Genomic DNA, 24,285 nt, shown 5'->3' with positions numbered 1-24,285 from the left:
AGGTTAGGCTAACCTAAATAAGGCGTTCCGGATCCCCGAGGAGCTCTCCGCACCATGCCCGCCGTCGAAACGCACCCCGCCGATCACCAGCCCACCGGGGCGCGACCCGCCGACGTCCCGCTGCTCGCCGCCCAGGCCGCCGTCTGGTACGCCCAGTCGCTCGACCCGGCCAGCCCGGTCTACAACACCGGCGACGCCGTCGAGATCACCGGACCGCTCGACGAGGACGCGTTCGAGTCGGCCCTGCGGCGGACGGTGGACGAGGCCGAGGCGCTCGGCGTGGTCGTGGTCACCGGTCCGGACGGCACCCCGCACCAGCGGCCGAACCCCGACGCCCCGCACTGGCCGCTGCACCGCCTCGACCTGCGCGCCGCCCACGACCCGGACGCCGAGGCCGAGGCCTGGATGCGCGCCGACCTCGCCCGCCCGGCCGACCTCGCCACCGGCCCGCTGTTCACCCAGGCCCTCATCCGGCTCGCCGACGACCGTCGGCTCTGGTACCGCCGGATCCACCATCTCGCCGTCGACGCCTACGCGTTGACACTCCTCGGCGACCGCGTCGCCGCCCACTACACCGCGCACACCACCGGCACCGGACCCGGCCCCAGCCCCTTCGCGAGCCTCGCCGAAGTCGCCGCCGAGGAAGCCGCCTACCGCGCGAGCGGCGACTACGCGGCCGACCGCGCCCACTGGACCGCCCACCTCGCCGGCGCCGAGGCCCCCGCCACGCTGCCGGGCGCGCCCGCCGCCCCGGCTGGCACGCCCGCCACGCCCGCCGCCCTGACCGGTACCGGTACTCCCGCCGACGGCCCGGGCGGCGAGTCGACCCCGCTGCGCCTCACCGCCACCCTGCCCGCCGGCGCCCGGGAGCGCCTGGAGCGCGCCGCCACCGCCGTCCGCGCCACCTGGGCCGAACTCCTGCTCGCCGCCACCGCCGGCTACCTGCACCGCCTGACGGGCGCCGAGGACGTCGTGCTCGGCCTGCCGCTGGCCAACCGCCGCGGCCCGGCCGCCCTGCGCACGCCCGTCGCCACCGCCAACGTCCTCCCGCTGCGCCTCGCCGTCCGCCCCGCCGACACCGCCGAGGAGCTGCTGCGCCGGGTGGTCCGCGCCCTGCGCACCGCCCGCCGCCACCAGCGCTACCCCCTGGAGGACCTGCGCCGCGACCTCGGCCTGACCGGCGGGCGCCGCGCCCTGTTCGGCCCGATGGTCAACATCAAGGCCTTCGAGGCCGACCTCGACCTGGCCGGCCTGCCCAGTGTGGTCCGCAACCTCGCCGCCGGTCCCGTCGACGACCTCGCCGTCAACGTCTCACCCGGCCCCGACGGCGCCCTGCGGCTGGCGCTCGACGCCGACCCGGCCCGCCACGGCGCCGGCTCGCTCGCCACCCACCGGGACGGCCTGCTGCGCTACCTCGACGCCCTCGCCGAGCAGTTGCTCACCGACCCGCGGACGCCGATCGGCCGGATCGACCTGCTGGACGCCGACGCCCTGCGCCGGGCCACCGAGGGCCGCACCGAGCCGCCGGTCGAGCGGACCGTACCCGAGCTGTTCTCCGCCCAGGCCGCCCGCACCCCGGACGCCGTCGCGGTCCGTTGTGGCCCGGCCGCCCTCACCTTCGCCGAGCTGGAGCGCCGGTCCAACCGTCTCGCCCACCGTCTGACCGCCCTCGGCGTCCGGGCCGGCGCACCCGTCGCACTCGCCCTGCCGCGCAGCGCCGACACCCTGGTCGCGATGCTCGCCGTGCTCAAGGCCGGCGGCGCCTGCGTCAGCCTCGACCTGACCCACCCCCGGCAGCGGCTCACCGCGGTGCTGGCCGACGCCCGCCCGGTCTGCGCACTCGGCACCCCCGACGCGCTCGCCGTCCTCGACCTGCCGCCCGGCCTGCCCACCGTCCGGCCGTCGGACGGCGACGGCGTGCCTGACGCCGGGCACGAGCCGGACGCCGACCGCACACCTGACGCCGGGCGCGAGCCGGACGCAGACCGCGCGCCGGACGCCGCGCACGAGCCGGACACCGCCCCGCCGCCGCCCCGACTCCACGACGCCGCCTACGTGTTGCACACCTCGGGCTCCACCGGTCGCCCCAAGGGCGTGGTCGTCACCCACGCCGCGCTCGCCAACCTGCACGCCGGCCACGGCGAGGACCACATCGCCCCCGCCCTCCGCCGCACCGGCCGCGACCGGCTGCGCATCGCCCACAGCGCGTCCTTCGCCTTCGACGCCTCCTGGGACCCGGTGCTGTGGATGGTCCACGGCCATGAACTCCACCTGCTGGACGACGCCACCTACCGCGACCCGGCCGCGCTCGCCGCCCACCTCCACCGGGAGCGCGTCGACTACCTCGACCTCACCCCCTCCTACCTCGAAGTCCTGCTCGCCGAAGGCGCGTTGGACGAGGGCCGGTACCGCCCGTCGGTCCTCGCGGTCGGCGGCGAAGCCACCCCGCCCGCCCTCTGGCACCGGCTGGCCGCCGTCCCCGGCCTGCACCCGATCGACCTCTACGGCCCCACCGAGACCACCGTCGACGCCTACGCCTGGACCCCAGGCCCGGACGGCGCCCCGGCCGGCCGGGTGGTGCGCGGCTCCCGCGCCTACGTCCTGGACGGCTCGCTGCGCCCGGCCCCCGACGGCGTCACCGGCGAACTGTACGTGGCCGGCGCCTGCCTGGCCCGCGGCTACCTCGGCCGCCCCGACCTCACCGCCGAACGCTTCCACGCCGACCCCTTCGGCCCGCCCGGCGAGCGGATGTACCGCACCGGCGACCTCGCCCGCCGCCGCCCCGACAGCACCCTGGAGTTCCTCGGCCGGGCCGACGACCAGGTGAAGATCCGCGGCTTCCGGATCGAGCCCGGCGAGATCGCCGCCGCGCTCACCCAACTCCCGGGCGTGGCCCAGGCGGTGGTGATCGCCCGGCCCGGACCGCAGGGCAAGCGACTGCTCGGCTACGTCGTCCCCGCCGCCGGTGGCACGCCCGACCCGGAGGAGCTGCGCGCCGCGCTCGCCGCCCGGCTGCCCGCCCACCTGGTCCCGGCGGCCGTCCTGCTGCTGGACGAACTGCCGCGCACCGCCCACGACAAGCTCGACCACCGCGCCCTCCCGGAGCCCGCCGCCACCACCCCCGGCGCGGCCGCCGCCACCCCGCGGGAGGAACTGGTCTGCGGGCTGTTCGCCGACGTCCTCGGCCTGCCCTCCGCCCCCGGGCGGGAGGACTCCTTCTTCGACCTCGGCGGGCACTCCCTGCTGGCCGGCCGGCTGGCCGCGCGGCTGCGCGAGACCTTCGCCGCGCCGGTCGCCTTCGCCGACGTGTTCCGCCACCCGACCCCGGCCGCCCTCGCCACCCTGCTCCAGGGCGGCGGTCCGGCGCCCGAGCAGCGCCCCGCGCTGGTGCCGGTGCCCCGCACCGAGCGCCTCCCGCTCTCGCCCGCCCAGCGCGGCCTCTGGTTCCTGCACCGCCTCGAAGGCCCCACCCCCACCTACAACATCCCGCTCGCCCTCACCCTCACCGGCCCGCTCGACCGCGCCGCGCTCACCCTCGCCCTCGGCGACCTCACCGCCCGGCACGAAGTCCTGCGCACGGTCTACGGCGAGGAGTCGAACGGCACCCCGTACCAGCGCATCCTGCCCGCCGCCCAGGTTGAACTCCACCACGGAAAGGGAGACTTGACCGAGGCCGTCCGCTACGTCTTCGACCTCGCCGCCGAACCGCCGCTGCGGGCAACGCTCTTCACCCACGGACCCGAGCGGCACACCCTGCTCCTGCTGCTCCACCACATCGCGAGCGACGGCGCCTCCACCACCCCGCTGCTGCGCGACCTCGCCGCCGCCTACACCGCCCGGCTCGCCGGTCACGCACCCCGACAGGAGCCGCCGGCCGTCCAGTTCGCCGACCACGCGGCCTGGCAGCGGCAGCTGCTCGGCACCGCCGAGGCGCCCACCCCGCTCGCCGTCCGGCAGACCGAGCACTGGCGCGCCGTCCTCGCCGGGCAGCCCGACCAGCTGGACCTGCCCACCGACCGTCCCCGCCCGGCCGTGGCCGGCCACGACGGCGCCACCGTGCCCTTCGCCCTCGGCGCCGAGGCGCACGCCGCCCTCGCCGGGCTGGCCCGGGCCGCCGGCGGCACCGTCTTCATGGCCGTCCAGGCGGGCCTCGCCGCCCTACTCACCCGGCACGGCTGCGGCACGGACATCCCCATCGGTACGCCGCTGGCCGGCCGCGAGGACGAGCGGACCGCCGCGCTCGTCGGCTACTTCGTCAACTCCGTGGTCCTGCGGACCGACACCTCCGGCGACCCGAGCTTCCGCGAGCTGCTCCAGCGGGTGCGCGGCACCGTCCTGGCCGCGCACGAGCATGCCGACCTGCCCTTCGACCGGCTGGTCGAGGAGCTCAACCCGGCCCGCTCACTCGCCCGGCACCCGCTGTTCCAGGTGATGCTCGCCTGGCAGAGCCGCGCCGACCGGCCCACCGCCCTGGGCGGCGGCCTGACCGCCGAGATCACCGCGATCCCCAGCGGCACCGCCAAGTTCGACCTCACCCTGAACACCGGGGAGCTGCCCGGTGGCGGCCTCGGCGGCTTCCTGGAGTACCGCACCGACCTCTTCTCCGCCGCCACCGTGGCCGGGCTCGCGGACCGCCTCACCCGACTGCTCACCGCCGCCGCCGAAGCCCCGGACACCCCGATCGGCCGACTGCCGCTGATCAGCGCCGAGGAGCGCCACCGCGCCCTGGTGGAGTGGAATGGCACCCCGGCGGGCACCGCGCGGGCCGGCGTCCCGGCCGCCGTCCCGAGCGCCGTCCCGACCGCCGTCCCGACCGCCTCCCCGAGCGCCTCCCCGAGCGCTTCCTCGACCGCCTCCTCGACCGCCACCCTGCCGGAGCTGTTCGAGGCGGCCGCCGCCGCCAACCCGACGGCCATCGCCCTCAGTTGCGGGGAGGAGCGGCTCGCCTACACCGAACTCGCCGCCCGCGCAGACCGGCTGGCCCGGCTGCTGGCCGCCCAGGGCATCGGCCCCGGCACCATCGTCGCCCTCGCCCTGCCCCGCTCGGTGGACCTGGTCGTCGCCCTGCTCGCGGTGGCCAAGTCCGGCGCCGCCTACCTCCCGCTGGACCCGGACTACCCGGCCGACCGCCTCGCCTACATGCTTGTCGACGCCACCCCCGCCGCCCTGCTCACCGACCGGGCCACCGCGCCCCGGCTGCCCGCCCACACGGTGCCCCGACTCCTGGTCGACGGCGCGGAGCCGACGGCCTTCCCGGCCACCCCGCTGGCCCAGCACGAGCGCACCCGTCCACTGCGCCCCGACGACACCGCCTACGTCATCTACACCTCCGGCTCCACCGGCCGCCCCAAGGGCGTTCCCGTCACCCACCGCAACGTGGCCCGGCTGTTCAGCTCCACCGACCACTGGTTCGGTTTCGGCACCCAGGACGTCTGGACCCTCTTCCATTCCTACGCCTTCGACTTCTCGGTCTGGGAGCTGTGGGGCGCCCTGCTGCACGGCGGCCGCCTGGTCGTCGTCCCGCACCTGGTCAGCCGCGACCCGGCCGCCTTCCTCGACCTGCTCGCCCGCGAACGCGTCACCGTGCTCAACCAGACGCCGTCCGCCTTCTACCAGCTCAGCGCCGCCGACCGGGACCGCCCCGGCACCGAACTCGCCCTGCGCTACGTGGTGTTCGGCGGCGAGGCGCTCGAACTCGGCCGCCTCGACGACTGGTACTCCCGGCACCCGCAGGACGCGCCCACCCTGGTCAACATGTACGGCATCACCGAGACCACCGTGCACGTCTCCCACATCGCCCTCGACCGGGCGAGCGCCGCCGCCACCAGCAGCAGCACCATCGGCGTCAACATCCCCGACCTGCGGGTCTACGTCCTCGACCAGCACCTCCAGCCCGTCCCGCCCGGCGTCACCGGCGAGATGTACGTGGCCGGGGCCGGCCTGGCCCGCGGCTACCTCGGCCGCCCGGACCTCACCGCCACCCGCTTCGTCGCCGACCCGTACGCCGGACTCTTCGGCGAGCACGGCACCCGGATGTACCGCTCCGGCGACCTCGCCCGCCGCCGCCCCGACGGCGTCCTGGAGTACTTCGGCCGTGCCGACCAGCAGGTCAAGCTGCGCGGGTTCCGGATCGAACTCGGCGAGATCGAGGCCGTGTTGGCCGCCCATCCGGCGGTCGCCGACGCCGCCGTGGTGGTCCGCGAGGACGCCCCCGGCGACAGGCGGCTGGTCGGCTACGCCGTCGCCGCCGGCGCCACGCCCGAGGACCTGCGCGCCCACGCCGCCGCCGGACTGCCCGCCCACATGGTGCCCTCCGCCGTGGTGCTGCTCGACCGGCTGCCGCTGACCGCCAACGGCAAGCTCGACCGCCGTGCCCTGCCCGCCCCCGACGCCCCCGCCGCCGGAGCCGGTCGCCCGCCGCGCAGCCCGCGCGAGCAGCAGCTCTGCCAACTCTTCGCCGAGGTGCTGGGGTTGGCTGCGGTCGGGGTCGAGGACGACTTCTTCGCGCTCGGCGGGCACTCCCTGCTGGTGGTCCGGCTGGCCGGCCGGATCCGCGAGGTGCTCGGCCTGGACGTCGGCATCGGCACCCTGTTCCAGGCGCCCAGCGCGGCCGCCCTCGACGCGGCGCTGTCGGACGGCGCCCGCGACGCCGACGCGCTGGACGTCCTGCTGCCGCTGCGGCCCACCGCCCCCGGACGGCGCGCCCCGCTGTTCGCCGTCCACCCGGCGGGCGGCCTGAGCTGGTGCTACACCGGCCTGATCCGCCACCTCCCGGCCGACGTGCCGATCTACGGCCTCCAAGCCCAGGGTGTCGGCGCCGCCACCGCCGGTGAACCGCTGCCCACCACCCTGGAGGACCTGGCCGCGCACTATGCCGACCGGCTGCGCGAGGTCCAGCCCGAGGGGCCCTACCGGCTGCTCGGCTGGTCCACCGGCGGGATCATCGCCCACGCCGTGGCCGTCCGACTCCAGGAGCTGGGCGAGCGCGTCGAGTTGCTCGCCGTCCTGGACGCCTACCCGGCCGAGGGCTTCCGCGAACTGCCCGTCCCCGACCAGGCCGAGGCCCTGGAGGCCCTGCTCACCATGGGCGGCTTCGGCCCGGCCGACCTCGACCGGCAGCCGCTCGAACTCGACACCGTGATCGAGCTGTTGGGACGCGAGGGCAGCCCGCTGGCCGGGCTCGACCGGGCCACCGTCAGCGCGCTCAACGAGATCTACCTCAACACCAACCACCTGGTGCGCGGCTACGACCACCGCCGCTACGACGGCGACGTGCTGTTCTTCCGCGCCACCGTCGACACCGTCGACGACGCCCTGGTGCCCGGACTCTGGGCCCCCTACGTGTCCGGCCGGATCGACAACACCGACGTGGCCTGCTCCCACAAGGACATGACCCTGCCCGCCCCGATCGCGCACATCGCCCGCGTGATCGCCGACCACCTGGAGAAGTCCTCCGATGAGTGACGCCCCCGCCAACCCCTTCGACGCCGACGGCGAGTTCCTGGCCCTCGTCAACGACCAGGGCCAGCACTCCCTGTGGCCCGCCTTCGCCGCCGTCCCGGCCGGCTGGGGCGTGGCCCACGGCCCCTGCGCGCGCCCCGACGCACTCGCCTGGATCACCGCGCACTGGACCGACCTGTGACCCCTCCGGCCGTCGGGTCCACGGCGCGCCCCCTGCTCGCGGGGCGCGCCGCCGTGGTCGTCGTCCACACCGCCGCGATGTGCATGAACGGCCTCGACTCCACCATCGTCAACCCCGCGCTCTACCGCATCGCCGAGGACTTCGGCCGGCCAGTCCCGGCGGCCAACGCCGTCGAGACGGCCTTCCTGGTCGGCCTCGCCCTCGGTCTGCCGGTGGCCGGCTGGCTCGGCGACCGGTTCGGCGTGAAGCGGGTGTTCCTCGGCGCGCTCGCCGCCTTCACCCTCGCCTCCGCCCTGTGCGCCGCCGCCCCCGGCCTCGGCGCGCTGGCCACCGCCCGCGCCGTCCAGGGCGTGGCCGGCGGACTGCTCACCCCGGTCGGCATGACGCTGCTGTTCCGCGCCTTCGAGCCGCAGGAGCGTCCGCGGCTGGGCCGGATCCTGATCGTGCCGACCGCCCTGATGCCCGCCCTCGGGCCCCCGCTCGGCGGCTTCCTCGCCGAACACCTCTCCTGGCACTGGCTGTTCCTGGTCAACCTGCCGATCGGGATCGCCGCCGTCACCATCGGCCTGGTCGCGCTGCGGAGCGAGCCGGAGCCCCCGGCCGGCCGCTTCGACACCCGCGGCTTCCTGCTCGCCACCCCCGGCCTCGGCCTGCTCACCTACGCCCTCGGCTTCGGCCCCGCCCACGGCTGGTCCGCCCCGGCGGTCTGGCTCGGCGGACTCGCCGGGGCGGTGCTGCTCGGCCTGGCCGTACGGAACCAACTCCGGTCCGCTGCGCCGATGGTGGACCTGCGCCTGCTCGCCGACCGGTCCTACGGAGCGGCGGGCTGGCTCGCCCTCCTCACCTCGGCCGGACTGATGGGCGCCCTGTTCGTCCTCCCGCTGCTCTACCAAGCCGCCCGCGGTGCGACGGCGTTGGACGCCGGGCTGAGCGTCTTCCCCGAGGCGATCGGCCTGATGGCCGCCTCCCAGGTGGTCGACCGCCTGCTGCCCCGGCTTGGCCCGCGCCGCCTCGCCCTGCCCGCCCTGCTGCTGGCCGCGGCGGTCCTCGCCGCCCTCGGCTTCGCCGAAAGCCCCTGGGCCGTACGGGTGTTGATGTTCGCCGTCGGGCTGGTGCTGGGCACCGCCGTGCTCACCGTCCAGATCGCCGGCTTCGCCGACGTCCCGCCCCCCGCGCTGGGCCGGGCGATGGCCCTGTTCACCATCCTCCGCACCCTCGGCGGCGCCCTCGGCATCGCCGCCACCGCCGCCCTGATCGGCGCCCTCACCGACGGCCCCGACCCCACCCCCTACCGCCTCGCCCTCGCCCTCACCGCCGCACTGGTCGCTGCCGGAGCCCTCCTCGCCCGCCGCCTCCCCACCCAGGGCCCACCCCCACCGCCGGAGGCCTGAGGAACATGTGATCGGGGCGGGCGGGAGCGACGTCCCGCCCGCCCCGACTACCGTACGGTGGCAGGAGCACTGGAGGAGATCGCATGAATCCCGAGCACTACCGTCTTCTCGAAGAGGCCCGACAGGCCCTCCCGGACGGCTTCAAGGTCGAACTGTCAGGAGATGTCATTGTCATGCAGGCATCGCCGTCGTCGATTCATCAGCTGAACCTTGACCTGGTGCGACGTCAGTTCGACGTGCACTGCCCAGCTGGATATTTCACGAGCGGCAACAGTGACCTCTCGTCGCCCGAAGTCGGTGCTGTCCGCAATCCCGACCTCACTTACCTGCCTGAGGATGTCATTGACCTGGAGGGGCACAACATCCCCGCCGAGGTCGCGCTGATCGCGGTCGAGGTCGTGTCCCCATCCAATCCGGACAACGACTGGACGGGCAAGGTCCGCGACTACCCGCGTATGGGCTTCCCCCTTTATCTGATCATCGATCCACGCCGTAAGACGGTCACCCTGTTCTCCGAACCGAACCGCGACCGTTACCACACCCGGACCGACCGGGAGTTCGGCGAGACGATCCGGATCCCCGAGCCGTTCGGCTTCGAGCTGGACCTGGCGCGGCTGGTCCCGTACCGGGACTGAGGCGGCTTCACCCGTTGGCGGGAACTTGGCGGGGTGGTGCCGCGCGGCGGGCGGGGGGTACTGCATTGGGCTGACACGTTGCAGACTGACGCCAGGACCCAAGCCAACGTGGAGGTACCCCATGACCGTTTCGCTCCCCGAGCTCACCGGGGACTACGTCCTCGACCTCGCGCACTCCCGGATCGGCTTCATCGCGCGCCACGCCATGGTGACGAAGGTCCGGGGTTCGTTCAGGGAGTTCGAGGGCACCGCCCACCTGGACGGCGCGGACCCGTCGCGCTCGACCGGCCAGGTGGTGATCAAGGCGGAGACCATCGACACCGGGGTGGAGCAGCGCGACCAGCACCTGCGGACCAACGACTTCCTGGACGCCCCGAACTTCCCCGAGATCACCTTCCGTTCCACCGCGGTCGAGGTGAAGTCCGACACCGAGTACCGGGTGACCGGCGACCTCACCATCAAGGACACCACCCGCCCGGTGACCATCGACTTCGAGTACACCGGCAACGCCGTCGACCCGTACGGCAACCTGCGGGTGGGTCTGGAGGGTTCGGTGACGATCAGCCGCAAGGAGTTCGGCGTGACCTGGAACTCGCCGCTGGAGGGTGGTGGCGTGCTGGTCGGTGACAAGGTCGTGCTGGAGTTCGACATCTCGGCGATCAAGCAGAAGTAGCCCGGTCCTGTGGGCCCCGGCTGCCGGAGAGGCAGCCGGGGCCCACAGGCGTTCGGGCAGTGCCTCTGTAGGCTCAAGGGCTCGACGGGTTCACTGGCTCAGGGGAAAGCCGGCTCGGGCGAGCCGGACGAAGACGGTCCAGGCCTCGGGGGTGAAGGCGAGCTGGGGGCCGGACCTGTCCTTGGAGTCCCGCACGCGGACGGAGTCCGGGGTCAGGGCGACCTCGACGCAGGCTCCGCCCTCGGTGTTGCTGTGGCTGGACTTGAACCAGGCCAGCGCGTCGTTCATAGCTCCTCCAGCAACTCGCTGATCAGCTTGGCCGAGGACTCGGGGTCGAGTGCCTGCCGGAGGATCATTTCATGGCGGTGGCTGAGGATGCTCACCCTGGCGGGATCTGCGTGCAGCATGCCCAACGCCTGGCCCTCCTCGTATGCGAGCCGCTGGTGCTCAGCTGTCTCGAGAAGGATGAACTGGCCGTTCAGACCGGGATGAATTCCTCGGGACGGAACCACCTGAATCGTGATGTGGCGCGCCTCGCCGACGGTCAGGACGTGATGCAGCTGTCGGTGGTGGGCTTCGACAGTTGTCAGGGGTCGGCGAAGGACGCCTTCCTCGATGAGAAAGTTGAAGGCCCTGGTTTGTACCTTCAGCATTTCCCGGCGTTCCAACCTTGCGGCGACACGGGTTTCGACCGTTTCGTCGTCGAGCGGCGGCCAGTGGGAGTTGAGGAGTGCTCTTACGGTCTCCTCGGTCTGCAACAGACCTGGGAAGAAGTGGTTCTCGTACCAGTTGAGTGCTACGGCCTCGGCTTCGTACTTCATGTAGTCTTCGGCGGACGAGGGGTACTTCTCCGGTTTCAGGAACTCTGCCCCCGCGACAAGGATGCCTTTCGCGTCGCACATCTCGTCCGCCACCTGCAGCAGGTGCAGCGACGGCTTGCGCCTCCCCGCCTCCATCGACCGCAGGCTCTCGTAGCTGTACCCGGCCTGGGTGGCCAGGTCCTCGCGGCTGACTCCGGCGCGAGCGCGCCACAGCTTGAGCTGGTCGCCGCAGTACTGCCACGACATCGGCGGCGGCGTGGCGGACGAGGACGCGTTCATCGCTGACCCCCCAGGTCACTCAGTGTGGGTTCCGACGCTACGTCCGGATGGGCCTCGGATGTATGCGAATTGACCTAAACCCTTCTTGCGGGTGACCCCAGCAGGTGAGCCAGCCCGTCGGCCAGGCCGCCGCACCAGCAGGCGTAGTCGTGGCCGCCGTTGAACTCCTGGTAGTGGAGGTCGTATCCCCGTGCCGTGAGCACGTCGCGCAGGTGCCGGTTCTGGCTGAGCAGCATCCACTCCTGGAGGCCGACCTCGATCCAGAACCGGGCCTCCCGCAGGGGTTCGACCGCGAAGCGGCGGGTGAGCCACTCGCTCCCCGCGTCGAACTCGGTCTCGTCCGGCCACCAGAACGAGCCGGACTGGGAGAGCGCGTTGCCGAACCGGTCGGGGCGTCGGAAGGCGGCGTAGGCGGCGGTGAGGCCGCCCGCGCTCTGACCGGCGATGACGGTCCGGTGCGCGTCGTCGGTGGCGCCGAACTCCGCTGCGGCCCAAGGGAGGAGGCGGTCGGCGAGGAGGTCGACGAAGGCCGGGTTGCAGCTGAGGTCCGCGGGTCGGTCCGGCCCCATGGTGTGGACGAGCAGGGCGACCGTGGACGGGATCGCACCGTCCGCCGTCAGGTTGTCGAGGGTGTCGCCGACGGACAGCACCTCGCCCCACATCTCGCCGTCCAGCAGCATCGCCACCGGGTACGGGCCATGGCCGGGGTCGTGCCCGGCCGGGAGGTGGACGTCGATCGTCCGCCCGGCGACAGTGTGCCGGGCGGTCCGCCCGCGCGGCACGCCCTCCCGCCGCCGGACGTACGGCTGGGCGGGGGCCTGCGGCAGGCTGAGCACCGAGGAGGGGTGGCGGCCGTCGCGGGCGGGCAGGCGGGGTTCGGTGTCGTGCGGGTCGGGGCGGGCGTGGTCGAGGACGTGCAGCCAGTCGGCCCGGGTGGTGCCGGGGGGCGGGCCGTGGAAGGGGTGCAGCTGGTAGGAGGCGCGGTGGTCGGCGCGCAGCCGGTAGGTGAGTTCCCAGCGGCCGTTGCGGCGTTCCATGAGGTGGGGGGTGAGGTCCCCGGCATGCCGGTCCTTGTCGGTGACGGTGTGCAGCAGGGCGAGTACGCCGTCGCAGTCGTCCCCCTCGTGCACGAAGGTGACCAGCCGGTAGGCGGGGTCGGCGGGGTCCTGGTCGATCAGTGGGTAGGTGTTCAACTTCCTTCGTTCCTCGGTCAGTTCGTACGGCGGGCGAGCAGCACCCAGAGCAGGAAGGGCCCGCCGAGCACGGTGGTGACGATGCCGACCGGGATCTCCACCCCGCCGATCTGCACCCGTCCCAGGGTGTCCGCGAGCACGACGAGCAGCGCGCCGGTCAGGGCCGAGCCGAGCACCGGGACGCGGGTGGGCCCGGCCAGTCGGGCGGCGATCACGGGTGCGGCGAGCGCCACGAAGCCGACCGGCCCGCAGACGCCGACGGCGAGCCCGGCGAGCGCGACGGCCAGCAGCAGGCAGAGCAGCCGGACCCGGCCGGGGTCGACGCCGAGCGAGGCGGCCACGCTGTCGTCGAAGCGCAGCACCGCCAGTCGGCGGGCCACCACCAGGGCGAGCGGCACCAGGACCGCGAGCCCGATCAGGACGGGCGCGGCGATGGCGTAGTCACGTCCGTTGAGGCTGCCGGAGGTCCAGACGTACAGCGAGCCGGCCGAGTTGAGCGAGCGCCGGGCCAGCGCGACCTGGATCACCGCCGAGGCCAGGGCCGACATGGCGAGCCCGACCACCAGTACCCGGTAGCCGCGCGTGCCGAGCCCGCCGGAGACCAGGGTGACCACCAGGACGGCGGCCAGTGCGCCGAGCGGTCCGGCCCACCAGGCGCCGAAGGCGCCGGAGGCGGTGGCGGAGATCAGCACGGCGGCGGTGGCGCCGTCGTTGACGCCGAGGAGTTCGGGGGTGGCCAGCCGGTTGCGGGCGAGGGTCTGGGTCAGGCAGCCGGCCAGTCCGAGGGCGGCGCCGGCGGCGAGTCCGGCGACGATCCGGCCGAGCCGGAACTTCTGCACCAGCAGCACGTCCAGCCGGTCGCCGTAGCCGAACACGGCCTGGAAGGTGCGGCCGAGGCCGAGTTCGCTCTGTCCGGCGTGGGCGGAGACGACCACGGCGGCGAGCAGCGCGGCGGCCAGGGCGACGCCGGCGAGCAGTGGCCGGCGCGGGACGAGCAGCGACCAGGTGCCGTGGCGCAGGGCCAAGTCCGGTTGTATCGGCCGTGGTTGGGAGAGCTGGACGGTCCGGGCGTCGGCGGCGGGGTCGGTGAGTGCCAGTGCGGCGGAGCGGCGGGAGCGGACGATGGCGATCAGCGCGGGGGCGCCGACCAGGGCGACGATCACCGACACCGGCGCCTCGAACGGCCGGGCCACGACCCGGGCGAGGACGTCCGCGCCGGTGAGCACGGCGGCGCCGAACAGCCCGGCGAGCAGGGTGAGTCGGCCGATCCGGGGCCCGGTGAGGGCGCGGGCCAGGAAGCCGGCGAGCAGGCCGAGGAAGGAGATCGGCCCGGCCAGGGCGACGGCGGAGGCGGTGAGCAGGGTGACGGCGACGGCGACGGCCGCGCGGGTGGCGCCGGGGCGGTGGCCGAGGCCGCGGGCGAGGTCGTCGCCGAGGGCGAGGGCGGTGAGCGGCCGGGTGGTGAGCAGGGCGAGCAGGAAGCCCGCGCCGAGGACGGGGGCGAGCTGGCGCAGTGTCGTCCAGCCTTCCACACCGGCCAGCGAGCCGAGCACCCAGACCCGGTAACGGTCGTACGCCTCAGGCGAGTTGATGATGAGCACGCCGGTGATGCCGCCGAAGGTTGCGCCGACGGCGGAGCCGCCGAGCACCAGTCGCACGGGGGAGCCGCCGCCTCGGCTGCCCGCGATCAGCAGGACCAGGGTGCTGGCGAGGACGGCGCCGCCGAAGGCGAAGGCGAGGTAGCCGTAGGAGGTCTGCACGCCGAGTACGGCGATGCCGAGCACGACCCCGAGCGAGGCGCCCGCGTTGACGCCGAGCAGTCCGGTCTCGGCCAGTGGATTGCGGGTGACGGACTGGAGTTGGGCGCCGGCCACGCCGAGGGCGGCGCCGACCAGCAGGGCGGTGAGGGTGCGGGGCAGTCGCAGTTCGCCGACGACCAGGGCGAGCCGACCGTCGGCGCGGGCGCCGTGGCGGTCGAGCAGGTAGTCCAGCACCCGTGCGGGTCCGACCTCGCCGGCGCCGACCGACAGCGAGAGCGCGGTGAGCGCGAGCAGCGCCGCGACCACCCCGGCGGCGACCGGCCAGGCGCGGTGGCGGCGGGCCGGCGGGGGTGGGGGAGGCGCGTCGGGCGCGGTGGCGGCGGGCGCTTCGTGGACGCCCGCTTGCGGCGATGTCATAAGGTAAGGCTAACCTAATTAACGGGCCGTCCCATCGGGCACCACCGCCGTGCGCCGTCCTGCCCGGCTGCCCGGACGCAGCCCAACTCCCGTACCACCCTGCCCCGGAGGCATCCATGCCGTACGCCCAGAGCCCGCTCCGCCCCACCCGCCGCCACGCGGCCCGGGTGCTGGCCCTCACCGGGGCGGCCGCCCTCCTGCTGGCCGGCTGCGGCTCCTCCGGGTCCTCGTCCGGTCCGGCGGGCTCCTCGAACTCCGCGTCCGCCGCCCCGGGCAGCGCGGCGGACGCGGCCAACGGCGGCAAGCGCACCGTCAAGGACGCCACCGGCAGGGCCGTGGAGGTCCCGGCCGATCCCCAGCGGATCGTCACCCTCACCCAGGAGGACCTCGACGCGGTGCTCGCCCTCGGCGTCAAGCCGGTAGGCATCACCAACGGGCAGGGCCTCAACGAGCCGCCCGCGTACCTCAAGGAGAAGGTCCAGGGCGTGCCGGTGGTCGGCAACCTGCTGCAGCCGGTGATGGACAAGGTGATCGCCGCCAAGCCCGACCTCATCCTGGCCGGCGACATGCAGGACGAGCAGGTGCTCAAGCAGCTGCGCGAGATCACCCCCGCCACCCTGGTCACCATGGCGCCCACCGACGACTGGAAGCTCGCCTTCCGGGGCATCGGGAACGCCGTCAACAAGCTCGACCGGGCCAACAAGGTGATCGACGACTACCAGGCCAAGGCCGTCAAGGCCGGCACCGACCTCGGCAAGAACAAGGGCGCCGCCGTCTCCATCGTCCGCTGGAACCCCACCGGCCCGAGCTGGATGGAGAAGAAGCAGTTCGCCAGTGGCGTCGCCGTCGACATGGGCCTTGCCCGCCCGGCCGCCCAGGACAAGGACGGCAACGCCCACAGCCCGGCGCTCAGCCTGGAGAAGCTCTCCGAGATCGACGGCGACTGGCTGTTCCTGTCCACCCTCACCGATGACGGCAAGGCCGCGCTCAAGGACGTCCAGTCCAAGCCCGCCTACCAGCAGTTGAACGCGGTGAAGAACGGCCGCACCGTCACCGTGGACGGTTCGGTGTGGTCCACCCGAGGCGGCCCGCTGGCGGCCGACGTCGTCATCGGCGACTTCGGCAAGGCGCTCTCCGGATCCTGACGGCCGGCTCGAACTGGGGGAGTGTTTACATGGAGTTGACGATCCAGGGGGTCACCGCCGGGTACCGGCCCGGCCGTCCGGTGCTCGGCGGCATCGACCTCACCGTGCCCGCCGGGCGGGTGGTGGCGGTGGTCGGCCCGAACGGCTGCGGCAAGTCCACCCTGCTGCGGGCGGTGGCCCGGCTGCACCGGCCCGACGGCGGGCGGATCCTGGTCGGCGGTGAGGACATCTGGCGACTGAGCCCGCGCCGGGCCGCCCACCGGGTCGCGCTGCTCCCGCAGAGTCCACAGGCGCCCGAGGCGGTCACCGTGGCCGGGCTGGTCCGCTACGGGCGCCACCCGCACCAGGGCCTGTTCCGCCAGTGGTCGCCCGAGGACGAGCGGCTCACCGCCGAGGCCCTGCGCGCCACCGGCGTGGACGCCCTCGCCGACCGCCGCCTCGACCAGCTCTCCGGCGGCCAGCGCCAGCGCTGCTGGCTCGCCATGGTGCTCGCCCAGGACGCCCCGGTGGTGCTGCTGGACGAGCCGACCAGCGCGCTCGACCTCGGCCACGCGGTGGAGGTGCTGGAGCTGGTCCGGGAGGTCGCGGCGGGCGGGCGCACCGTGGTGATGGTCCTGCACGACCTGGCGGCCGCCGCCCGCTACGCCGACCTGCTGGTCGCCCTGCGGGACGGCGCGGTGGTGGCCTGCGGGCCGCCCCGGGAGGTGGTGGACGCGCCACTGGTGCGGGCGCTCTACGACATCGACAGCCACGTCCTGGCCGCGCCGGGCGACGGCGCCCCGGTCATCGTGCCCCGGGCGCCGCTGGGCTGACGAGCCCGCTGTCGGTGCGGCGGCGCCACCCCGTGCGGGGGTGGCGCCGCTTTCGCGTCGCCATGGGCGGCCCTGATGTGCGCCGCTCCGGGCGGACCTGATGAGCGTCGCCCGGGCGCCCCCGAGGTCCGATCGATCACTCGTTCGAGTGGTTTCAACTCGCCCGCCCACCTGGGAGCTCCCCCTGCCCGTCGCGTTGTCAGTGTCCCTCGTTACGTTCCTCGCATCGCTGGTCGGCAGGGTGGCCAGGACGACGTTCCCGGTGGGAGGAGTACGGCTGTGGCATGGGTGGAAACGGGCGCGGGAGGGTACCGCGTCGCGCTCGACGGAGCGGGCAGGGTGGTGTGCCGCAACGCGGCGGGCCGCGAGCTCAAGACCGTTCCGTCGAAGCTCGGTGACGACCCGGTGGTCACCCAGCTCAAGCAGCTCGCCGAGTGGCTCGCCGCGCACGAGCGGCGCTGTCAGGAGGACGTCGAGCGGTGGATGGTGCGCTCGCTGCCGGTGCCCGCCGCCGTGCTCGCCGCCGTCTGGCCGGACGAGGCCTGGCAGGCCGTCCTGCGCGACGTCGTGGTCACCGGCGCGGACGGTGCCGTCGCCGGCTTCCTGCGCGACGCCGACGCCGAGCGCGGCCTCGGCCTGGTCGACCTGGACGGCGACACCGTGCGCCTCACCGACCGCGAGGTGCTGATACCCCACCCCGTGCTCCTCCCGGACCTCGACGACCTGCGCGAGTTCGCCGTCGAACTCGGCGTCTCCCAGCGCGTCCAGCAGCTCTACCGCGAGGTCTGGCACCGGCCCGAGGAGCCGCCGGCCGGCACCGAGGTCGGCAGCTACGCCGGCGGCCGCTACCGCGAACTGCGCGAGCTGGTCGGGCGCTGCACCCGACTGGGCTGCCGGGTCCGCGGCGGCTCCGCGGTGCAGCCGATCACCGAGGGCGGGCGCACCGTCGAGGCCCGGGTGTGGGTCGGCGACTACTACGAGTACGACGCCTGCGAGACGGGCGCGCTCAGCTGGGCCGGCCCCGACGGTCGGGCCCTGCCGCTGACCGGGGTCGGGCCGGTCGCCTGGTCCGAGGGCATGAGGATGGCCGCCGCCCTGTACGCGGGCCGCACGATCGAAGGGGAGGACGAAGCCGCATGACCACCAGCCCGACCACCACTGCCGCCGCCGCGGGCCTGGCCGCTGCCGCCGCGAACCCCGGCGCCGCCGCCGCGAGCCCGACCACCGCCGCCGCCGCGAACCTGGGCGCCGCCGCGCCCGAGGCGCTGCTCGACGCCGGCGCCGTGCTGCCCGCCGGCACCCTGCCCGGCGCCGGCCGCCCGGACAGCGCCGCCGACGTGCTGACCGCCCGCGGCTACACCCACCCCGCCCTCGACGGCCGCCGGATCGTCCGGCTGGTCCCCGGCGCGCTCGGCCGGGCCGAGGACCTCGCCGTGGAGTTCCTCGGCCTCGCCCCCGACGGCGAGCCCGCCGAGGTCGGCCAGGTCCGCCAGGAGGCGCTCGGCTTCCCGGCCTGGGCCCTGGTCCACGACCCCGCCAACGGGCACCACGCGCTCGCCCTGGTCAAGGAGTTGGAGCGGCTGGCCCGCCAGGCCCGGTCCAAGCCCGGCGCGGCCAAGGACGGCTTCGACGAACTCGCCACCCGGCTCGGCCGCGCCGTCCCGCACTTCCTGCCCACCTTCTGCGAGGAGGTCGGCCGGATCTTCCTCACCCACGGCAACCAGACCTACGCCGCCGCCTGGTTCGGCAAGGCCCGCGAGGCCGAGCGCACCCACAACCTGACGGTCGACGAGGAGCGGCTGCGCGCCGTCTTCCTGGAGTTCGCCCTGGTCGGCGCGCTCACCGTCAAGTCCCTGCGCCAGTACGTCAAGGAGCTGGCCCGGCGGCTCGACCCGCAGACCGCCTGGCAGCGCTTCCGCCAGCTGTGCACCGAGCGCTCCGCGGCCGGCATGGCCCCGTACGCCGGGGTCGCCGAGGACGCCCGCGCGCTGATCCGGGCCGCCGGACTCGACCGCGCCGAACAGGAACGGGCGCTGCTCGCCGAGCTGTTGGCCTCCCCGGCGGTCAACCGGGCGCCCGCCGCGTTCTGGAAGTCCTGGCACGGCGCGCTGATCGACCTCGGCCGGAACGACGCCGAGGTCCGCACCCGGCTGCTGGAACTGCTGCCCGACCCGGCCACCGCGGGCTCCGAGACCCCGGACGACCGCGCCTGGCTGGAAGTCCTCGCCGCCACCGGCGCCGAGGAACTGCTCACCGGCCCGCGCGCCGAGGGCGCCGAGCCCGCCGCCGCCTGGCTCCAGCGCTGGTGCCACCACCTCGGCCGCGGCTGGCGCACCCGGCCCAGCTGCCCGGCCACCGTCGCACTGGCCGGCCGGATGACCGAGCGGCTGCGCGCCGACGCCGTCCCGGTCGACCTCTTCACCGGCATCCGGGCCGGTCTCACTCGCCTCGACCTGCTGGACCTCCTGCTCGCCGCGGGCGTCCCGGTGGCCGACCCGCCGGCCGGCCTCGGCCTCGACCTGCGCGAGTGGGTCGGGCACAGCGGCCCGGACAGCACCGACCTCGCGGCCGTCGCCGCCGACGCGCGCTTCCGGCCGCTGCTGCGCCGCGCCGCCCCGGCCGCCTGGGAGACGGCCGTCAAGCACCGCGCCGCCGTGCTGCCGCTGGTCGACGAACTGCTCGCGGAGTGGGCCGAGGAGCGCGCCGACGAACTCGCCGCCGCCCGCGGCCTGGCCGGCGCCGCCGACCTGGTCCGCTCGCTGACCCAGCACCGCACCGCCATCCGCACGGTCGCCCCGGCCGCCGCCGAACGGATCGCCGCGCTCGACGTCACCGGACTGCTCACCCGCGCCCTCGGCACCGGCATCCTGGACGAACTCGGCTGGCCCGCCCTGGAGCAGGCACTCACCGCGCTCGCCGACCCGCCCGCCGCCGACGCCCGCCCGGTCACCGCCCCCGGCCACCGGCCCCGGGGCCTGAACGACCTGATCATCGAGGACGCCTGGCCGTACCTGATCCTCGCCCGCCTCGACCGGGCCGTCGTGGTCGGCCCCGAGGGCGTCCTGCTGGAGCACACCCTGCGGGTGCCCCCGCTGCCGGGCGTCCGCAACCGCCCCCGGCTGCGCCTCGTCGACGGCGAACTCCTCGTCGTCTGGTACGAGGGCAACCAGCAGAAGGCCTACTGGTCCAGCCGGCCCGACCAGACCTTCGAGCTCACCGGCCGCACCATCGCCGGCTACCACTACGGCGAACGCCACCCCGAGACCCCCTCCCTCCCGTTGCCCGGCGGCGGCCGCAGCACCGGCACCCGTCCGCTGCACCCCGGCGACACCCGGCTGCCCGAGGAGCACCCCGTCCTCGGCGACGGCACCGGCCACTGGACGGTGCGGCACGCCCCGGACGGCACCCCCGTGCTGCGCGAACTCGACCCGGCCACCGGCACCCTGGGCCGAGCCGCCGAACCGCCCGTGATCGCCGCCACCGCCGCGGCCGGCCGGCTGGTCGTCGGCAGCACCCGGCTGCTGCCGCTGCAGCCCGGCCTGGAGCACACCCCGCTCGGCACCGACGGCACCGTGCTCGGCAACTGGGTCCGCAGCGAGCCCGGACGCGCCGTCACCACCTTCACGGCCGACGGCCGGCGCATCGTCCTGCCGCTGGACGGCCGCACCGAGCCCGACACCCTCCCGGTCGGCCGGCTCGCCCTGCCCGGCGCGACCGGCCCGGTGGTCAGCCGCTCCGGCGAGGAGTTCCTCGCCCTCAACCTGCCCGACCTCGCCGACCGCTCGGACCGCACCGTCGACCTGCGCTCCTGCCGCTCCGGCGAACTCTCCGCCGCCGGCACCGCGGTGATCCCGCCGTACGACCACTGGCACGCCCTGCGACCCCGCGACGAGGCCGGCTCCCGGGTGCTGCGCGCCCTGACCACCGAGCAGGCCGCCCGGCTGATCGACCTCGCCTGGCCCGTCGACGCCGAACCCGTCCCGGCGGACGAGCAGCGCTGGCTGACCGTCCAGGGCGTGCGCCGCCCGCTCGCCCAGCGCGGCGAAGCCCGCAACCGCCTGCCGGTCGAGGCCGTCGGCACCGCCTTGCCCGGGATCACCCACCCGCTGCTGCTGGCCGGCGTCGCCGGGCTCGCCCGCGCCGCCGCCGACCTGCTCGACCGGGTCGCCCGGTTCGTCCCGCAGCCCGAGGCCGAACGCCCCGGCAAGGCCGAGGCCGCCGAGTGGCGGCCCCAGCACGGCCGCGACCACGAACTGCGCGCCGCCGTCAGCGCCGTCCTGCCCGGGACGCCCGGCCTCGGCAACAGCTGGGGCAACGCCGAGCAGTACCGGGTCCTCAACAACCTGCGCGCCGTCAGCGCCGTGCTCGCGGCCCCTCCCGCCGCGGACGGCGCGGGCTGGAGCTCCGCGGCCACCACCGTCCGCCTGGCGGGCGGCGACGCCCACCAGGGCTGGCGGCACCTGCTCGGCCGGGTGGACGTCCTCGCCCACGCCATCGCCAACCCGCTCACCTCCGCGGAGCACCGCGCCACGCTGGCGCTGCTGCTCGGCGAGCTCACCAAGGGCCCGCTCGCCGACCGCGGCGCCACCCTGCGCCAGGTCGTCCTCGGCGAGACCGACGAGCGCGCCAAGGGCCAGCGGCCGGAGGCCTTCCGCCGGGGCGAGGTGCTGCGGCACGGCGACCGCACCGTGGTGATCCTCGACTACCGCCACCAGCACCCCGACGGGACGGCGCACTGGCTCGCCGTCGACCACGACCCGAGCGGCGAGTTCGGCCCCGTCGCCCACTTCACCACCATCGAGGAACGCGGCACCGAGGAGCGGGTCGACTCCGCCTGGACGGCGACGTTCGGGCGGGTCGCCGCGCTGCGCGGCAGCGTCCCCTGGCAGCCCGCGCACGCCGCCGCCTTCGCCGAACTCACCGGCATCGGCACCGCCCGCGCCACCCTGCTGCTCTGCCCGCCCTCCGGCCTGCTGCAGTGGGGCACCGTCCAGGTGCCCGCCGAACACGGCCTCAAGGCCGCCGAGGTGAAGGCCGCCCAGGCCTGGCTGCGCGGGCACGACCACGACGCGATCGCCGACGTCTGGGGCGCCCTGCTGCCCGCCGACGACCCGAAGCGGCTGTGGACGGAGGGTCCCGACACCGCCGCCGGGGCCGCCGCCTGGATCCGGCACTTCGGTCGGCTGGTCACCCTCCCCGAGTCCATGCTGCCCGGCGTCCAGGGCGTGCCCATCGACCGGATCGAGGAGGTGCTCAACCCCGGCCGGACGCCGTGGCTCACCCGCACCACCACCTACCGGCTGGTCACCGAGGGCCGGGGCACCCCCCAGCTGGAGCCCGAGGACGCGAGCGCCGTCCCCGCCGCCGGCACCCTCGCCGGCACGCTCGACGCCCTGCGCTGGCTCGCCTACCACCTGCCCGCCGACAGCCCGCTGCGCCCGCTGCTGCCCGGGACGGCCGGCGCGCTGCGCGACCGGCTCGCCGACCCGGAGCTGCTGATCAACTTCGGCCTGGTCCGCACCGCCAAGGGCGCCTCGGTGTCCGCCGTGCTGCGCGGCCACTGCGGTCTGCCCGCCGAGGGCGGCGCCGACCCGGACGGCCTGGTCCGCTGCGGCCCGGCGCTCGTCCTCAGCCCCTACCACGCCGAGTTCGAACAGGTCTGGCTGCGCCCGGCCGGCCTCGGCGGCCCCGACGATCCGCTGCTGGAGCTGCTCCTCGGACTCGCCGACGGCTACTGGTTCGTCGGCGAGCTGACCGCCGTACGGTCCGTGCTCAGCGGCGAACCGGAGCGGCTGTTCGCCCCCACCTCCGCTGCTTCCGCCTCCGCCTCCGCCGCCACCGCCACCGGCCCGGCCACCGGTGACGGTCCGGCCACCGGTGACGGCCCGGTCAGCGGCGACGGCCCGGCTTGGCTGCAGAACCCGCAGCTCAGCGCCCCCGAGCTGGTCGCCGAAGCGGCCCGCACCCTCGGCCTGGGGGAGGACGCGGCGGCGCTCTACCTCCAACTCCTCGCCCTGCCCGACCCGACCGACCGCAACGCCGCCCGCTGGACGGGCTGGAAGCCCGCCCGGCTCAAGCGCGCCCGCGCCGAACTCGCCGCCGGTGCGCCGGTGCTGGAGGCCAAGCGGGCCCGGGCCGGCCGCAGCCTGTTCCTGCCCGGTGGCTGGCAGGAGGCCAAGGCCCCCGCCCTCCCGGTGGAGACCTGGAAGGCAGCCCTCTACCAACTGTCCACCCACCGGCCGGTGCTGCCGCACCTGCCCGTCCCCGAACTGTTCGCCCGCGCCTGGCAGCGCACCCTCGACGGCGACGCCCCCGGCTACGAAGAGCTCCAGACCAGCAAGCGCAGGAAGGCCCGCCGATGAGCACCACCGCCGCCACCACCACCGCCCCCGACAACCCGGTGCGGCAGATCGTCCCGCCCGAGGAGAAGCACGCCGCCGAACTGGAGTTCCTCGCCGCCCACGACAGCGGCCCGCGCCCGCCCGGCTGGCTCCTCACCCCGCGCGCCGTCGTCACCTTCGTCATGGGCAGCGGCGGCGAGAAGCTCAAGGCCGGGCGCCGCAGCCTGGCCATCGAGCCCAAGTTCGTCGGCGAACGCGCCCTGGTCGAACGCTGCGTCGTCACCCTCGCCGGGGAGCGCGGCCTGCTGCTGGTCGGCGAACCCGGCACCGCCAAGTCGATGCTCTCCGAACTGCTCGCCGCCGCCGTCTGCGGCACCAGCGCGCTCACCGTCCAGGGCACCGCCGGCACCACCGAGGACCAGCTCAAGTACGGCTGGAACTACGCCCTGCTGCTCGCCAAGGGCCCCAGCCGCGAGGCCCTCGTCCCCTCCCCGGTGCTCACCGCGATGACCACCGGGGCCGTCGCCCGGGTCGAGGAGGTCACCCGCTGCCTGCCCGAGGTGCAGGACGCCCTGGTCTCCCTGCTCTCCGAACGGCGCATCGCCGTACCCGAGTTGGCCGGCACCCCGGACGGCCAGCTGCACGCCGCGGCCGGCTTCACCCTGATCGCCACCGCGAACCTGCGGGACAAGGGCGTCAGCGAGATGTCCGCCGCCCTCAAGCGGCGGTTCAACTTCGAGACGGTCGGCCCGATCGGCAGCCTCGCCGCGGAGGTCGAGCTGGTCCGCCGCCAGTCCACCGTCGCGGTCGCCCGGGCCGGCGCCGGCTACGCCGTCGACGACGCCGTCCTGGAGGCGCTGGTCACCGCCTTCCGCGACCTGCGCACGGGTCGCTCCACCGAGGGCTGGGAGGTCGAGCGCCCGTCCACCGTGATGAGTACCGCCGAAGCCGTCTCCGTCGCCACCGCCCTCGGCGTCTCCGCCGCCTACCTCCCCGACGGCGGCGACCTCCTCGGCCGCCTCCCCGGCCAACTCCTCGGCGTCGTCCGCAAGGACGACCCGGCGGACGCGGCCCGGCTGCTCGGCTACTGGGACGGGCCGGTCCGCCGCCGCGCCGAACAGGGCGCCGCCACCTGGCGCACCCTGTGGGACCTCCGCTCGGCGCTGGAGGCCTGAC

The 24,285-nt window shown here is 75.0% G+C and carries 14 protein-coding genes; 10 read left to right on the top strand and 4 right to left on the bottom strand.

What is annotated here, in order from left to right:
- Positions 1 to 54 precede the first annotated feature (54 nt).
- The 5 genes from ACZ47G_RS14475 (at position 55) to ACZ47G_RS14455 (ending at position 10,341) form a co-directional block, all read left to right on the top strand.
- Positions 55 to 7,464, top strand: a complete 7,410-nt coding sequence (locus tag ACZ47G_RS14475) for an amino acid adenylation domain-containing protein (RefSeq protein ID WP_465742397.1) — start codon at positions 55 to 57, stop codon at positions 7,462 to 7,464.
- A complete protein-coding gene (locus tag ACZ47G_RS14470; protein ID WP_380451627.1) occupies positions 7,457 to 7,642 on the top strand; it encodes an MbtH family protein in 186 nt (61 codons plus the stop codon). The genes ACZ47G_RS14475 and ACZ47G_RS14470 overlap by 8 nt, the downstream gene beginning before the upstream one ends.
- Positions 7,639 to 9,033 carry a DHA2 family efflux MFS transporter permease subunit gene (locus tag ACZ47G_RS14465; RefSeq protein ID WP_465742395.1) on the top strand — a complete coding sequence of 465 codons (1,395 nt, stop codon included), beginning with the start codon at positions 7,639 to 7,641 and terminating at the stop codon, positions 9,031 to 9,033. Before ACZ47G_RS14470 ends, ACZ47G_RS14465 begins: the two co-directional genes overlap by 4 nt.
- 83 nt (positions 9,034 to 9,116) lie before the next feature.
- Positions 9,117 to 9,668 carry a Uma2 family endonuclease gene (locus ACZ47G_RS14460; RefSeq protein ID WP_465742393.1) on the top strand — a complete coding sequence of 184 codons (552 nt, stop codon included), beginning with the start codon at positions 9,117 to 9,119 and terminating at the stop codon, positions 9,666 to 9,668.
- 121 nt (positions 9,669 to 9,789) lie between these two features.
- Entirely contained in the window at positions 9,790 to 10,341 is a 552-nt protein-coding gene (locus ACZ47G_RS14455; protein ID WP_465742391.1) for a YceI family protein, read from the top strand.
- Between the two features lie 90 nt (positions 10,342 to 10,431).
- On the opposite strand, the gene ACZ47G_RS14450 is transcribed toward ACZ47G_RS14455, so the two are convergent.
- The 4 genes from ACZ47G_RS14450 to fhuB all read right to left on the bottom strand — a co-directional run bounded on the left by ACZ47G_RS14450 (position 10,432) and on the right by fhuB (position 14,811).
- The gene (locus tag ACZ47G_RS14450) at positions 10,432 to 10,629 is read right to left on the bottom strand and encodes a DUF397 domain-containing protein (RefSeq protein ID WP_465742389.1); all 198 of its coding nucleotides are present in this window, start codon (positions 10,627 to 10,629) and stop codon (positions 10,432 to 10,434) included.
- Positions 10,626 to 11,441, bottom strand: coding sequence for a helix-turn-helix domain-containing protein (locus ACZ47G_RS14445; protein WP_465742387.1), 816 nt, complete (start codon positions 11,439 to 11,441; stop codon positions 10,626 to 10,628). The genes ACZ47G_RS14450 and ACZ47G_RS14445 overlap by 4 nt, the downstream gene beginning before the upstream one ends.
- 74 nt (positions 11,442 to 11,515) lie before the next feature.
- Positions 11,516 to 12,634, bottom strand: coding sequence for an enterochelin esterase (fes, locus tag ACZ47G_RS14440; RefSeq protein ID WP_465742385.1), 1,119 nt, complete (start codon positions 12,632 to 12,634; stop codon positions 11,516 to 11,518).
- 17 nt (positions 12,635 to 12,651) lie between these two features.
- On the bottom strand, positions 12,652 to 14,811 hold the full coding sequence (fhuB, locus tag ACZ47G_RS14435) for a Fe(3+)-hydroxamate ABC transporter permease FhuB (RefSeq protein ID WP_465742383.1): 2,160 nt from the start codon (positions 14,809 to 14,811) through the stop codon (positions 12,652 to 12,654).
- A 116-nt stretch (positions 14,812 to 14,927) separates the two neighbouring features.
- Here fhuB and ACZ47G_RS14430 point away from each other — a divergent pair, with 116 nt between their 5' ends.
- The 5 genes from ACZ47G_RS14430 to ACZ47G_RS14410 all read left to right on the top strand — a co-directional run bounded on the left by ACZ47G_RS14430 (position 14,928) and on the right by ACZ47G_RS14410 (position 24,284).
- Positions 14,928 to 15,956: an ABC transporter substrate-binding protein gene (locus ACZ47G_RS14430; protein WP_465742381.1), complete on the top strand. Its 1,029-nt coding sequence runs from the start codon at positions 14,928 to 14,930 to the stop codon at positions 15,954 to 15,956.
- A 29-nt stretch (positions 15,957 to 15,985) separates the two neighbouring features.
- Positions 15,986 to 16,768, top strand: coding sequence for an ABC transporter ATP-binding protein (locus tag ACZ47G_RS14425; RefSeq protein WP_465742379.1), 783 nt, complete (start codon positions 15,986 to 15,988; stop codon positions 16,766 to 16,768).
- A 279-nt stretch (positions 16,769 to 17,047) separates the two neighbouring features.
- On the top strand, positions 17,048 to 17,908 hold the full coding sequence (locus ACZ47G_RS14420) for a DUF4132 domain-containing protein (protein WP_465742377.1): 861 nt from the start codon (positions 17,048 to 17,050) through the stop codon (positions 17,906 to 17,908).
- Positions 17,905 to 23,130: a hypothetical protein gene (locus ACZ47G_RS14415; protein ID WP_465742375.1), complete on the top strand. Its 5,226-nt coding sequence runs from the start codon at positions 17,905 to 17,907 to the stop codon at positions 23,128 to 23,130. The genes ACZ47G_RS14420 and ACZ47G_RS14415 overlap by 4 nt, the downstream gene beginning before the upstream one ends.
- Complete coding sequence (locus ACZ47G_RS14410) at positions 23,127 to 24,284, top strand: ATP-binding protein (RefSeq protein ID WP_465742373.1); 1,158 nt, start codon at positions 23,127 to 23,129, stop codon at positions 24,282 to 24,284. The genes ACZ47G_RS14415 and ACZ47G_RS14410 overlap by 4 nt, the downstream gene beginning before the upstream one ends.
- Position 24,285 lies beyond the last annotated feature (1 nt).

The organism is Kitasatospora sp. NPDC030952 (assembly GCF_055571335.1).
This window is presented reverse-complemented; position numbering and strand designations above follow the sequence as displayed.